The organism is Mesobacillus sp. S13, assembly GCF_020422885.1.
Classification (GTDB): Bacteria; Bacillota; Bacilli; order Bacillales; family Cytobacillaceae; genus Mesobacillus; species Mesobacillus selenatarsenatis_A.
This window is the reverse complement of the sequence record NZ_CP084622.1, coordinates 2,330,915-2,344,367: the sequence shown is the minus strand read 5'-3', so window position 1 is coordinate 2,344,367 and position 13,453 is coordinate 2,330,915. Positions and strand designations below refer to the sequence as shown.

The 13,453-nt window shown below is 37.9% G+C and carries 16 protein-coding genes, 1 pseudogene and 1 riboswitch; of the genes and pseudogenes, 6 read left to right on the top strand and 11 right to left on the bottom strand.

Annotated features, from left to right (window positions below; translation table 11 throughout):
• Positions 1-19: 19 nt before the first annotated feature.
• Positions 20-573 (bottom strand): annotated as a pseudogene (locus LGO15_RS12005) (AAA family ATPase).
• A 182-nt stretch (positions 574-755) separates the two neighbouring features.
• On the opposite strand from LGO15_RS12005, the gene LGO15_RS12000 reads away from it, so the two are divergent.
• Positions 756-1,004 (top strand): hypothetical protein, encoded by a 249-nt coding sequence (locus LGO15_RS12000; protein WP_167830644.1) that lies wholly within the window; start codon positions 756-758, stop codon positions 1,002-1,004.
• 181 nt (positions 1,005-1,185) lie between these two features.
• On the opposite strand, the gene LGO15_RS11995 is transcribed toward LGO15_RS12000, so the two are convergent.
• From LGO15_RS11995 to LGO15_RS11985, 3 genes are all read right to left on the bottom strand, one after another.
• Positions 1,186-1,563 (bottom strand): VOC family protein, encoded by a 378-nt coding sequence (locus tag LGO15_RS11995; RefSeq protein ID WP_226087747.1) that lies wholly within the window; start codon positions 1,561-1,563, stop codon positions 1,186-1,188.
• A gap of 73 nt (positions 1,564-1,636) precedes the next feature.
• Positions 1,637-2,077 (bottom strand): DUF4362 domain-containing protein, encoded by a 441-nt coding sequence (locus LGO15_RS11990; RefSeq protein WP_167830642.1) that lies wholly within the window; start codon positions 2,075-2,077, stop codon positions 1,637-1,639.
• A 20-nt stretch (positions 2,078-2,097) separates the two neighbouring features.
• Positions 2,098-2,775 (bottom strand): CPBP family intramembrane glutamic endopeptidase, encoded by a 678-nt coding sequence (locus LGO15_RS11985; protein ID WP_226087746.1) that lies wholly within the window; start codon positions 2,773-2,775, stop codon positions 2,098-2,100.
• A 140-nt stretch (positions 2,776-2,915) separates the two neighbouring features.
• Here LGO15_RS11985 and LGO15_RS11980 point away from each other — a divergent pair, with 140 nt between their 5' ends.
• Positions 2,916-3,641 carry a hypothetical protein gene (locus LGO15_RS11980; RefSeq protein ID WP_209437807.1) on the top strand — a complete coding sequence of 242 codons (726 nt, stop codon included), beginning with the start codon at positions 2,916-2,918 and terminating at the stop codon, positions 3,639-3,641.
• A 282-nt stretch (positions 3,642-3,923) separates the two neighbouring features.
• Complete coding sequence (locus LGO15_RS11975; RefSeq protein ID WP_167830640.1) at positions 3,924-4,364, top strand: cell wall hydrolase; 441 nt, start codon at positions 3,924-3,926, stop codon at positions 4,362-4,364.
• Between the two features lie 234 nt (positions 4,365-4,598).
• Here LGO15_RS11975 and LGO15_RS11970 read toward each other — a convergent pair whose 3' ends face one another.
• Both LGO15_RS11970 and LGO15_RS11965 read right to left on the bottom strand, forming a co-directional pair.
• The gene (locus LGO15_RS11970) at positions 4,599-5,282 is read right to left on the bottom strand and encodes a type 1 glutamine amidotransferase domain-containing protein (RefSeq protein ID WP_226087745.1); all 684 of its coding nucleotides are present in this window, start codon (positions 5,280-5,282) and stop codon (positions 4,599-4,601) included.
• A 109-nt stretch (positions 5,283-5,391) separates the two neighbouring features.
• A complete protein-coding gene (locus LGO15_RS11965) occupies positions 5,392-6,174 on the bottom strand; it encodes a hypothetical protein (protein WP_226087744.1) in 783 nt (260 codons plus the stop codon).
• A 77-nt stretch (positions 6,175-6,251) separates the two neighbouring features.
• Between LGO15_RS11965 and LGO15_RS11960 the strand changes: the two genes are divergently transcribed.
• On the top strand, positions 6,252-6,707 hold the full coding sequence (locus tag LGO15_RS11960) for a hypothetical protein (protein ID WP_226087743.1): 456 nt from the start codon (positions 6,252-6,254) through the stop codon (positions 6,705-6,707).
• Positions 6,708-6,761: 54 nt separating this feature from the next.
• Here the strand turns inward: LGO15_RS11960 and LGO15_RS11955 are convergent, their stop codons facing one another.
• The gene (locus LGO15_RS11955) at positions 6,762-8,567 is read right to left on the bottom strand and encodes a S9 family peptidase (protein WP_226087742.1); all 1,806 of its coding nucleotides are present in this window, start codon (positions 8,565-8,567) and stop codon (positions 6,762-6,764) included.
• Positions 8,568-8,980: 413 nt separating this feature from the next.
• On the opposite strand from LGO15_RS11955, the gene LGO15_RS11950 reads away from it, so the two are divergent.
• On the top strand, positions 8,981-9,385 hold the full coding sequence (locus LGO15_RS11950; protein ID WP_226087741.1) for a GNAT family N-acetyltransferase: 405 nt from the start codon (positions 8,981-8,983) through the stop codon (positions 9,383-9,385).
• A 136-nt stretch (positions 9,386-9,521) separates the two neighbouring features.
• On the opposite strand, the gene LGO15_RS11945 is transcribed toward LGO15_RS11950, so the two are convergent.
• Complete coding sequence (locus LGO15_RS11945; protein ID WP_226087740.1) at positions 9,522-10,331, bottom strand: aminoglycoside adenylyltransferase domain-containing protein; 810 nt, start codon at positions 10,329-10,331, stop codon at positions 9,522-9,524.
• A gap of 367 nt (positions 10,332-10,698) precedes the next feature.
• On the opposite strand from LGO15_RS11945, the gene LGO15_RS11940 reads away from it, so the two are divergent.
• Positions 10,699-11,259 carry a hypothetical protein gene (locus tag LGO15_RS11940; RefSeq protein WP_226087739.1) on the top strand — a complete coding sequence of 187 codons (561 nt, stop codon included), beginning with the start codon at positions 10,699-10,701 and terminating at the stop codon, positions 11,257-11,259.
• A gap of 68 nt (positions 11,260-11,327) precedes the next feature.
• A riboswitch (TPP riboswitch) is annotated at positions 11,328-11,431 on the bottom strand.
• Positions 11,432-11,503: 72 nt separating this feature from the next.
• Here LGO15_RS11940 and LGO15_RS11935 read toward each other — a convergent pair.
• From LGO15_RS11935 to LGO15_RS11925, 3 genes are all read right to left on the bottom strand, one after another.
• Complete coding sequence (locus tag LGO15_RS11935) at positions 11,504-12,067, bottom strand: chloramphenicol phosphotransferase CPT family protein (RefSeq protein ID WP_226087738.1); 564 nt, start codon at positions 12,065-12,067, stop codon at positions 11,504-11,506.
• 157 nt (positions 12,068-12,224) lie between these two features.
• On the bottom strand, positions 12,225-12,674 hold the full coding sequence (locus tag LGO15_RS11930) for a hypothetical protein (protein WP_226087737.1): 450 nt from the start codon (positions 12,672-12,674) through the stop codon (positions 12,225-12,227).
• Between the two features lie 425 nt (positions 12,675-13,099).
• Positions 13,100-13,372, bottom strand: coding sequence for a hypothetical protein (locus LGO15_RS11925; RefSeq protein ID WP_226087736.1), 273 nt, complete (start codon positions 13,370-13,372; stop codon positions 13,100-13,102).
• Between the last annotated feature and the right edge of the window lie 81 nt (positions 13,373-13,453).

Below are 13,453 nucleotides of genomic sequence, written 5' to 3'. Positions count from 1 at the left end.
TTAGACTAGATCCAACGATTCATTGTCTGGCTATCTGTAAAATTTCTAGAATAATAGATTCAGCTTCCGTTTTGTCCGTTATCACAAATAAGTGGTCTGCTTCACCCTCGACCGGATCTGATACATCTTCTTTTAAGGAGTCCGTTTGCTGTTTTTCAATACCTCTTTGGAATAGGCCCCCCTAAGTATATTAGTACTGCGCTGACTTTTAGTAACTCGATCTTGAAGAACTTCGTAAGGAATTTCAAAATGAATGATCTGTATAAAATCCTCTTTTGGAAACAGCTCTTCTAAGAGATAAGACCGGTCCTTTCGGTTTCGATTCGAGTTGCAAATGATAAGGTGGTAATCGGTATGCTCCATTGCATAATTGACGATCAGCTTGGATATTGCGTGCTTCAGAGTATTGGCTCCGTATGTTGGCTCCAGGGCCTTATAATATGAATGAATGAATTTCGCGTGATTGTCCTGATCAATGACCATTGAACCCTTCAACTCTTTTTCCAAAGAGCGAGCGAATGTGGTTTTACCGCTGTGTGTTTTGCCAACAGTTAGAATCACAAGCCTTTTCATTTGCCACCCCTTATGAAAAACATGGTTAACCATTTATAGAATTAACAAAAAATTGAAACTTTCCTGAATCTTAAACGTAACTACAACTACTACTAAAGGAGGTCATCGCAATCGGTAAAACAATAAGCTTTATTGCTACTTTGGTAATCATCGGATTAATTAATTTCGGAGCAACCTTAATAATGGATTTTCGTTTTATAGAGGTTTCATTTTTCGTAGCCCTGGCCAGCACATTCCTCATTTATTTCTTTAGTTCATCAGGCGGATTGACAAGCAGAAGTATTGATATGCAAGTCCAAGGTGAAACAGGAATTAAAATGAACCAATCACCGGAAAAGTTTTCACCCTCATATGCATTTTACGCATCGATCCTTTATTTAATCGGATCAGTTATAGCCACATTCTTTATGTACAAGGATTACTTTCTTTAATAGCTTGGTTTCAGAGTATGGAATCACTTATCTTCCATACTCATTTTTATATACATTCGATACCTACGCTGAAAAATTCGATAAAAGTTGACATATCCCTTCTTTTTTCCAATAATTCTCATAGGTAAAAATAAGGAAAAAATAAAAAGCCGCTCTATAGTTTAAAAGCGGCTTCAAGGGTTCATTTTTCCATAACAGCAAAATAATTTTCCTCATCATCAGCAAAGTTAAATACCCTGCCTGAAGGCATGTTCACAATTTCCCCGACTACAACATTCCTATCTGCTAATAGACTGCGGAATTCTTCAAAGTTGTCAGCATATAACATTAAAGACGGTGTACCAAGATTAAGTCCAGGCGACATTTTTGCTACAAATTCTTTATTATGCAGGACAATGTTAGTTTCTGAACCTTTACTTGGAGAAATTTCAATCCATCTAAACCCCTGTCCATTATCTTCTTCTGCATTGACAACGAAGCCCACTTTTTCAGTCCAGAATCTCACAGCTGCATCCTGGTCATTGACATACAACATGATTTGACCGATTTTTTTTATCATGATAATTTCGCTCCTTTTAAATAGTCTATAGAAAGTTTCTATATTTATAGGCGCGAATCCTCCTGCATAATTATTAATCTTCAATCACTAGGATCACTACATCCTCTTTTTGATTGCTGCATTCCTCCAATACATAGTCGGTGCGTGAATCTCTCTTCACCTTTATTATCCCTTTACAGTATACTTCTTCAATACTCCCTGATCCGTATCCGTCTCTAGTAGAATCATAGGTTGAGTGGATTTCTGTCCCATCGAATTCCAAGTCGTGGAGCATAGGTGCTCCCTCGGTTGTATAGTTAACGATCCTGATTATATCTTTTTGACCTTGCTCTATGTGGTCCACAAATAGATAAAACCTCTCCAGATTCGTAATGTCTCCATGCATTTCGACTATATCATCGTGTGACTGAATGTATTCAGGTGGGTCACTAACTTCTATTGGAATAGTTCGCTCTTTCGTTTGACATCCTGTTGCGATGGAAAGTATGAATAAAATAAGAAAGTGCTTTTTCACATAATCTCCCTTTCTATTCCTCATAAAACAAATACATAAATGGATAACAAAGCAACCGAATTTGCTAAAATATGAGCCAGCGTCGCAATATAGATACTTCTTGTTTTTGCAAAAATGATTCCGAATAAGACACTATCGATAAATACACTCATTAAGTCAACCATAACAACAGTTGTTTCGCCAGTTGCAATATGCATGACGGCAAAGAGCAAAGACGTGACAAGGATGGCCACCCAAACCGGCATAAGTTTACTTAAGCGTGCCTGAATTAATCCTCTAAAAACAATTTCTTCACCAAAGGCCAGTAAGACAATACTTAGAAAAAGTATTGGATTCAAATCGCTGAAATCAAGGGGAACCCTGCCAAGAACATGCTCCAGTACTTGCGGGAATAAGTTTTGATAAGAAAAAAGGTAGAATAATTGCATAACAATCCCGACAAGCAAAATGAGCATCCATGATTTCTTCATTTTCTCTGAAAAATTGGCAGTCCGAAAACCAATTTCCTCTTTCGTTCTTTTCCTTACCTTTCTTTCAACAAGAAAATAGACGATTGGCGCTATTGCCATGATTCCTTTCAAAACTGGAATAAAAAGAACAGATACAATCATAAGACCGATAATAATGTATAACTCAATGTTCTCCCTTTTTGTAAAATCGACCTCAGCAGCAGCCTTTTCTTGGGTCTTAATCTCCATGAATAAACCTCCCCCTTATCTAGTCAAATATTACCATGATTTTCCTCAGTTTTGATACCACTTTTTCATATTTATGTGTGCCATCGTTTAGGAGTGGGTAATCTGTATGTATTAATGATGTTGCAAAGGTGTGTTATTCAATGGACATGACGCTTTACTCAGAAATGGCTATTCCCATTAAGTCCCCTTTCGGTTTCATGCCAGGTAAGGAAACTCCGCGGGATTTTACGTTTGACAAAGAGGATCGTTTTAAAGATTACATATTGGAAAAGGAAGGGCAATCTTATGATATTAGCCTTGATGATCATGGCCAATGGTACTTTTTCACGTCAATGCAATGTCACTCTCTTGATGAATTGAAGCTCTCAAGACAGATATTCCGTCCGCCTTATATAAAAGATGAAGAACTTAAGCTGATAGACTTAATGGCTAGGTTAAATATCAAGCCTATTTATGAAGGTCATGACAAAGCATACGGCCATGTTCTTTCACTGGTATCTGATTTGGATTCTGTCCCAGCTTTCAAACAGGCCAGGATAGCCAATTACGATGGAAGCGATGACCCGACGATCATCAAAAAAATCCATTTCATCGAAAATGAGTACAAAGGAGAGAAAACCCGCTTGATCTCTGGTTTCGAGACCCGATCCTTTGCAACACTGACAGAAAATGAATTCTATGCAAAAGAAATTCACCTGCCTGGCAATGCACGTAATTATTTGAAACTCTTTGTCTATTTTTCAAGATATGGATTCCTTCCATCCCAGCAGATGATGCCACGATTCCTTGGAAATCTGTGGGCGTCCACCCAAAGCTTGAATACCACCGCCAACCCAGCTCTTTTTAAAGACGAAGGAATTAAATGAACTTTACTGTAGCGACGGTTTATAAAGAATTATGTTGAATTTAACAGAAATAGATAGCCTACATGTGACCGTCATTCGTGTTTCTTCACTTTTGCGGTAACATACTTGTTCTTAAAATTTCAAATACCAATACCAACTTCCGATTTGGTTGTTGAAGCGTAACTATATAAGTGAGGATCCCGACTTTGTCCTTTCCCGACACAGAGTTTATCTGTCGCTATACAGAACCTCTTAACATTATGACAAGCAGTTTTTAATACAGTATTTATAGAGGTGATAAAAATGCCAAGGGTAAAATATACAGACAGTGATGTAGCCTTAATGGCCAGGATGATGAGAGCGGAAGCCGAGGGTGAGGGTCAGTTGGGAATGCTGATGGTTGGAAATGTCATTGTAAACCGGCTGAATGCAAATTGTCTGGATTTTAAGGATTTAAGGAAAATAAGGGATGTGATTTTCCAGATACAAGGAGGCAATTATTCATTTGAAGCCGTCCAAAAGGGAAATGTATTTTATAACAGAGCAAGAAGTGTTGAAAAAAGATTAGCGAAGCAAACTTTGGATTATTGGCGGCAGCACCCTTCCAAGTTTGCTCTCTGGTATTTCAACCCTTACGCACCATGTCCGCCTACATGGTATGACCAGCCCTTTGCAGGACAATATAAACAACATTGTTATTATGAACCAAAGGCGAACACTTGCGAAGGAGTTTATATGGGATAGCTGTGTCCGCATAACATTTACCGCAAGTTTTTTCCTAGAAACTTTTGTTATAGAAAAAACGCAAATTATGAAATCAATGTTTGAATCAACCATACCATTGACCACTTGAAGTCAATGATCATGAATAGCCGGGGCAATTTTTTCACCCCGGCTTAAAACATCCTATTTCGTGTTTGTAAATCCTCCATCGATCCGTACGACTTCACCATTAATATACTCAGCCTTGGATGATATTTAATTTCTCTTCTTTTCCAGCGCCTTAACCAGCTCTTCTCCCATTAACTCTGATGAGAATGGGTCCCGACTCGTCACGAGCTGTTCGTCTGCCCAGACAGCATGTCCAGTTTTTTCAAGGTCACCCTGGTCATAATCGCTGATTTTCCGCATTTCCTGCTCGAGACTGAACGGTAAGATATCCAAAAGACCTTCTGGCTCCATTTCATCTGGATAACCGGTTACTTTTTTACCTGCGATAAAGCTTTCGCCATTCGGACGCTTTGCAAATACTAGCGGTGCAGGTCCATGGCATTCAGCAGCCACAATGCCTCCTCCGTCGTAGATACTGTTCATGATATGATGCAAGTCCTCATTCTTCGCCAGGTCATACATTGCACCATGGCCGCCTACTACGAGAACAACATCGTAGTCGCCATCTTTCACATCTGAAAGCTTCATCGTATCATCCGCTTTTCCAGACTCATAAAGCTTCTTATATTTACCTTTCGGATCGTATTCTTCACTGATGCTCATTTTATCGATTACCGGCTTGCCTCCAAGCGGTGATGCCAAATCCACCTGATGGCCCGCTTCTTCAAGAAGCTGCATCGGAGCAAATAATTCTTCTCCCCACCATCCAGTTTCATAATTATTTTCCTCATCCTTATATCCACTTGATAAAACGGCTAAAATTTTTGCCATTCTAGATACCTCCTTTTACTGATAACAGAATGTATATTCCCTATACATCCTCACTTTAAGCAGAGAATATTTTCCTCCAATAATAATGATAATTTGGTTAGAATTTAATTTAGTTTTTAATATCTAATTTGTTATTTCCGAACCTTTTATTAAAATGCAAGATCTGTTCTTCTTCATATAGCTGATTGTAATAAATTGCATGTGTGTAAGCATCATAGATACTGAACATAAATATAGACGGAAAAAAGAGAAGCCATTGTATATCTATTACTGCTGAGATACGTTCAAATTGACCTGTCAAAGTAAAACGTAACATTTCAGGAATCTTTGTATAATAGGCTACGACCATATTCCAACTCAGTAAAGTAAGACCGCTTAGCAACTTATTATTACAAATATGGTAAAGTCCAGAAAAGACGAAGCTCCACATCAGTGCCATATGAGGGTTTCGCTTATCCAAAAAATTGACGCCTAAGGTATTCATTGTACTAAAATCCAATTCTCTACTATGAAGACTCTCTTCAATAAGAGAGTACTTATTCGTTTCAATACAAATCCTGTAGGAATCCCAAATCGCGAATACAAATATCCCGCAATAGAGTATGAGCCAATTGTAATTGATTACATCTCTCGCTTTTTCGAAATTAAGAATCATTGTGTAGAAAATTGATAAGTTAAGATTTGAGAAGTTATTCAATAATATTTCCCCGCTCATTAAAATGAGACCTTTTAAATAATGACCTGAATGGATGTGGCCCAAACCTGGCAGTGCAGCCGACCACCATGCAACAATCCAGGGAGGGCGGCGTTTAACATAGTTGATATCCAAGATGCCCACCACACCTTTTACTCGCCTCGGCTTTTCTATCCTGACACTGGTTAGCCGTTCCATTACAACACCCCTGAGTAAAATTCGCTTTAAATTCAAATGTTAAGTTATGGATAGTGTTTTCTTGTAGGGGGTAAACCATGCACGTATTTGCCGGGTTTGAAAGTAACCAATATGTAGAGATGGCAATAAATGATATATTGAAATACGGAGTATATGAAGAAAACATTGTGTTTGTGGAGATGGAGAATCAAGAAAAACAGAGAGTCCTTCTTGATAATATAAATTACTCGGATGGCAGAAGCTTCTCTGATTCGGTTGCTTCCTTGGGTACAATAGGTATGCTTCTCGGAGTCATTTATGGTTCAGTGGTATATGCAGGACCTGTCGCCACTGGATTGCTTGGACTGGTGGGAGGAGGATTGCTTGGATACTTTTTGGATAGAAGAAAAGAAAACAAGGTAATGGTCAAGCGGATGAAGGAAATCAACTTGAAAATCCTGCTGATTATCAAATGCCATACAAAGGAACAGCAAGAAGATGTGATTGAAATCTGTTCAAAATACTTCGTTTCTTATATTGGGAAAAAAGATTAATTATTCCCTTACTTCAGGAAAAAAGAAGCGCAGGGCCCTGCGCTTCTCACTTTCTTATTCAACTACTACCTTCGCTTCAACAAACTGATCAAAAAACTCAAGGATCGTTTTGTTAACAAGAATCTCGTTTTCCTTTTTCGAAAATCCATGCCCCTCGTCTTCAAGAACAAGGTATTTCACATCGCGCCCTTTTTCCTGAAGGGCTTTGACGATCTGATCGGATTCCTGCTTGACGACGCGCGGGTCGTTAGCTCCCTGGATGATCAGCATTGGTTTGGTCATTGTGTCCAGGTAAGTGATCGGTGAAAACTCTGTCAGTTTATCGAAGTCCTTGACCGGGTCGCCAACCCACTGATTCATGATTGGTTTCCAGTGCTCAGGCACGGATTCAATGAATGAGAAAAGATTTGATGGTCCGAAAATATCAACGACAGCCTTGAAGTATTCCGGATGACGGCCGTGCAGAAGCAGTGCCATATATCCGCCAAAGCTTCCGCCCATCAATAATGTTTTATCCCTATCAGCCAATCCGTTTTCGTAAAGGTACTCTAGGCCAGCAATATTATCAAGGCGTGGTCCTTCACCCCAGTTCCCCTCAACCATCTTGGTGAACGCCAGACCGTAACCAGTTGAACCTCGGAAGTTCGGTGCGAAAATGCTATACCCTCTGTTCACTAGGAACTGGAACATCGCACGGAAAAATTTACGTTCTGCTGCCTGCGGGCCACCATGAGGCCAAAGGATGACGTGGCCATTGCTCACTTCTTCCTTCGCCTTGAAAAATAAAGCTTCCATCATCATGCCATCATAGGATGAATATGTCAGAACTTCAGGATCAACAAGCTCTTCTTCCTTGACTCCTGGAACAGCCAAATTCGTCAGCTGCTTCCACTCCTCACTGCCCGCTTCCTTCATGTAAATATTATTAGGTTTTGTCGCTGATCCGGCGAGAATATACACATTCCCACTTTTAGCGACTGTGCCACCCTGGATGATCGATGCTGGCAGATTACTATTTTTATATGTTCCTGCAGCCAAATCATATTGATACAAATAATCATTTACGCCTTTAGATGTAACAAAATAAAGGCTGTTCGTGCTCTTATCATATCGAAGAGGCCCAAACTCTTCTTTTTCAATCGAAAGAACTTTCGTGAACTCATGTGTATTAAGATTGAACTTTGCCAGATAATCAAAATCCTCACCAAAGGTGGTGACAAAGTAGTATTCATCACCTACAAACACTCCCTCACCGACTGTGAATTGCTCATCTGTTTCCGGAGTCAGCGAGTAAGATTTCCCGTCCTGATAAATGAATCCAGGAGCGTATGTATTGGCATATTGTTTTAAATAAGCAAAATTATTTTCTTCTTCGTCCACAGCCACTAAAAAGCAAGCCGCACCCTCTCCTTGAACGATGACGCTCTCTTCACCTGATTTCATATCATACTGATAAATATTCAGGTATGTCTCATTACCTTTGGTAGATGTATAGTAAAGACGCTGATCGTCCTTGGATAAAAACGGAAGCATATGGCGGTGTCCTTCTGCCGTACGAAGCGGCACCATGTCCCCTCCTGCGGGTGGCAGTGCATATAACTGACCATTTTCATCACCATCATTATCAAAACCAACTACCATAAAGCTGCCATCGTGCGAATAGCGCAGGGCCTGACACGTTTGGTCAATGAAAGTGAGCGGGTACGGATATTGGTTCGGCAAATCCATCGCCCATAAATTGTATTTCCCAGTTAAATTCGTGCTGAAAACCAACTGCTTCTCGTCAGGACTTACCGTAAAAGATTGAATATTAAACGTTCGATAAAAATTCTTTACATCCGGCTTTTTAAAACTGATCACATTCCCCAACTCCTATCTTTTTTGAAATTTCTATCTATACTGAAAACTTAAACAGATATAGGGCAAAATGTCCAGCCAAAACCCAAGTGAAAATGACTTATGATGGACAAAACCATCCGGGGAAAACGAAAAAGTGGCCGTCAACGGTTTCATTTGGCTCAATAGGACCTTCCTAACGACAAGTTTTTTATAGAGCAGTGCCTATCTGCCACAAAAACCAAAAAAGCGACAAAGTCTGAAAATAAAGTCAAATCCTGCGCTTTCCCGAGAAATAATTCTCAAATTTCCAGGAGGATTTCCCTACTGAAAATTGAATGATAATAATATAGAATCATGTCTGGAGGGTCACTGAATTGTTACTTTACTTTTGATTCCAATCGACTGCCTAAAAAATTTTCGGGAGTTGATCATTCATGTTATATCAAAATTCGATTGAGGGTATTGAGCCAGAAATGCTGGTAGGCTTTTTTGATGGGTGGCCTACACCGCCAAGTCCAGAGACTCATCTAAAATTATTGAAGAACAGCAGCACAGTGGTTTTAGCCATCGATAAAGATACTGATCGAGTTGTTGGGTTCATCACAGCAGTCAGTGATGGAGTTTTATCAGCCTATATCCCCTTCCTTGAAGTGCTGCCTGAGTACAAAAATAGAGGAATCGGCAAGGAACTGGTCCATCGAATGATGGCAGAACTTGCTGAAATTTATATGATTGACTTGTGTTGTGACGATGACTTAGTTCCCTATTACAAAAAGTTCGGCATGATAAAAGCGAATGGCATGCTTTTAAGGAATTATGAGAAGCAGTCTGGGATTTAGGTGGGCTATTATTTCGGCTCAACTTAATCAATTTCTTGCAAAAAAATCAGTCCTTACATTTGGACTGATTTTTTTGCGTAAATGTTCTTTGTATCGTATGCACCACACCTTCCTCTTAGGGAGTTGTTGTTGTTCATTATTCATTACAATGATTAATGAGATATTTTGAGAGTCTCACAGCGTTATCCAATCGATCCCTCTCAGAGTTAAAGACCCTTTCTTTTTTATCTTTACGTATATTCATAGCTTCTTTGATAATGTTATGCCATTCCACTGGAAGCTGAGTAAGTCCATATTCACCAGCGGCCAGCTTGGAAACAATATCGTTTTCTTTAATCGTGTAAAATTGACGGAGTAAGCCGAGAACAGTCCATTCTATTTCAAAATCAATTTGTTCAGTCGGCAGCTGGATCAACTGTTCAAAAGATGCATCTGCCATTTGAACTCTATTTGTCCAGTAGGAATTCATGTTTTCAAGGACATAGGACCTTAAATCAATAGGCTGAGAATCTAGCTGAAATCCCTCTATTTCTGGTCCCAGAACCTTTATTCCTTTCTCCCTTAAAACCCACCAGGTTATCGGGTTGAAATTAAAATATTCGCCGAATGCCAGTTCGCCATTGTTATAGTACGGATATTCTATTTGATCATCAATGCTTATGTATAGTTTCCCCATATCCCCACGAAGAGCATATACTCCATCCATTTCTGGCTTATTATATTTGCTTTCAATTGTCCTATGAATATATGACAAAGCCTCTTTATCTTGCACTGTTAACCGGCGATTTGTTAACGTGATAAAGTCAATGTCACTAGAGTTTTCAACGTAGGCATCCAAAGCGATGGAACCATGTATATATAACCCTTCCAGGGTACCAGGTAGATGTTCATTTAGTAAGTTAATATAATCTTTTAGGACTTTATCGACAATTTCAGGTATGACCACTTACAGAACCCCTTTTTTAAAAAACTTTAGTAAAGTAGAATTAAATTTATTTTGCTTGTTTAAAGTTCAACAAAAAGGTGCCTATATCCTCCATCAATAAAAGCACCACTCTTCAATATTTAAAAAATACTCCCCTTAGTTTTCTAAATCCCTTTCTTTAATCTTTACCTTTTACAACAACACCGTATCTAACTAACGGATTAAAAATCAGACAATAAATATAGTTCTATGTGAAATTTAATATATTATTTAGGTGCTAATTTTTTGCTGAAAACTGTTTGAAAATCTTCGAGTATAAGAAGGTTTTATAACTAAGGTAAAAATTGCAGATAATAATGTAAGTATGTTTTTAAGAAAGTTTAAGGATGTGGTAATCATCAAAATACTAAAAACCCCAGTTTTGTGTATTATTTTCACTTTCTCAATTTCCTACGGAGCTAAAGCTAACTACACAAGCGAAGAATTCCAAAAGTCATTTTTTGATATTGACTACAAAGAGGTTTACGATGCTTTACAAGAAAGTAATGAGCATTTCAAACGGGATATTGCTTTGCCAGTGCAAATACCTCCAATTGAATTTACACACAATTTCGGAAGGCTTAGTGATCTGGATGGTGACATAAACGATGAGTTTGAAATTGAATACAGACATATAAATAAACCCCAAAACCACTATATGATTTGGGTTAAGCCAGTAAAGCTAGGTTTACCAATTAGGAAGGAGCATATTGACCAAACCTTCCAGCTCAAAGATGGAAGCAAAGCGATTTATAGCACCAAAATCGCAAGAGAGTTTAATTTATTGGTATTCGAAAAGAATGGTTGGCAGTATGTCCTAAACATTAATAAAGCTGTTTCCGACCAAGTAAAACCAGAAATTTTAGTAGAAATAGCTAACTCAGTAAATCCATTATCAGAACCACGTTAAAAAGCACCGGTTTTTAATGACCGATGCTTTTCTTATGCTGTTTCTAATGTTATTTAAATTGCCAATTGCCAGCACAGACTCCACTTTCCTACGCTAGTATGAACTAGATCAAGTTTAAAGGGTCCAGGATCCTTCCTGTCTCAGCCATCAAATGGCTCCCATAGTGGTCTTCCTATTAAATTAAGTATTACTCTACCTTTTTTTCTATAAAAGTAAAACAATTCATTTATGGCTCATTGTAAGATCACTTAATACTACTCCTTGAAGACTCGAATTGCTCAAGCGATTTTTCAAATCCTAATAATGGTGTATCACTTTCCAAACAATCCACAATTTCTTTTGCACATTCCATCATTGAGTTGGCGTACGTATTAACCTCAATATCGTAAGTTTCTTGCTTATGTACAAAACTGAGTTGAAAAATTGCTTGTCCGATTCGGCGATCTCCTCTTAACTCTTCTCTTCGCTTAAGCTCTTCGAGAGGACAATGAACCCCCACAAGAAGGATTGGGTAAGACTTTAGCGTTTCATAAAAATTTTGTAACGTAGTGGGGTCATGGAGGATTTGGTCTAGTATCAAATTAACCCCTCGATCTGAGAACATTGCCGCATTTCTATAATAAAAATATTCGGTTTCAATAGGGATTAGCCGCTCGTTTTCCCTATCTTCCATCTTTTCAATGACTAAATCATAATCATCCACGCTGAAAGCAAAAAAGTCAGGAAGTAACTTGGTTATTTCCTTCGCTAAAGTTGATTTCCCTGAACTTGATACACCGTTTAAAACAATAATCATCCCTTTTTGCACAAAAACACACTCCAATGACCTTAGTTGTAAAACTATACTCTATAAATTTAAATAGAAAAATAAAAACCCACATTTAAAACTTAATTGCTCCTTTTGTTTAAAAAAAATTCGCAAACCTAAATAAGGAATGCTTTTTAGGTTTACAACTCCTTAGCCTTTATCTCACTTCTAAAATAATAGGTGCTGTACTTAAATTAAACTGATCTGAACCAACCGAGAATGGTGTAACTTTGACAAATGCATCGTATTTCCCCATTTCAAGGTTAATATTATCGATTGTCTTCGAAAATTTTTCTCCTTCTTTTATTGTTTCTTCAATTGGATCAAAGTCAATTTTCTCGACTATCTCTCCATCTTTATAATTTCTAACAACAATTGTGATTGTAGGCTTAGGATCTAACAATAAGTCATTTTCACCGAAATATTCTAAGTAAGAACTAATCTGAATGTCTTCGTCCTGCCGATATATATTTTTATCACTCTCAATAACTAAATTAAAATAATCTGTTTTCTTTTCTTCTTTCACTGACTCACTAGCTAAATCGTTAATACAGCCAGTTAATATGACTAAGATAGTGCTGAATAAAATAAAGACAGACTTTTTCATTTTCTTTCTCCCTATACTAATTTCAATTTCTAATACTCATTCTCTGTTTTTCTAAAAAAAAGGCGATTATCCTTCTGGATCACCGCCTATAGCAAAAAATAAATTACTTGTCATTATCTAAATCACTTCTATTGCCATTGAGTCTAGAATTCTTTTCGATAAATTGGCCCACAACTGATTGGTTAATCCCGTTCTTCACTGCTTTTGTAATGACTAAATACATAATAAATACACTTACAATCAAAAAAACAATATTAAAAACTAAAACAAAAGCTGGTGCACCCATATTTGATAGCATATTTTCACCCCACTATTAATGGTAGCGTAAAGTTACTGTCTACCTTCAAACAAAAAATGAAAATTATGGTAAAGTTCTATCAATAAAATAGGGATATAATCGTATAGTTCAGCATCTCAGAAAATGACTAACTAGGGCTCTTTCTATATTTCAGATTCCTTCCGATTATTAAAAATGAAATAAGAAAGACAACAAAACTCGACATGAAAAATCCCTTTGAATATCCTGGAATACTTGCCTCTTGTACTCTATCATTGATCTCAAGTGTCAAAAAGTACAATCCAATCCCGTCACCATCTACATTAGTTCCGAGTGCCTTAAGGTCCAGCCCTTTGTTAAATAGTAAAACTCCAAGTAAAAATAAAATACCTGCAGCTACCCAACGGCCTGTAGTATTCATTTGTGTCACCTCTTTCCAACATTAGGATTACTAGTAGGTTGGTATAAAACAGAGTCTACAATAAGGGAGTCGATCCTGGAA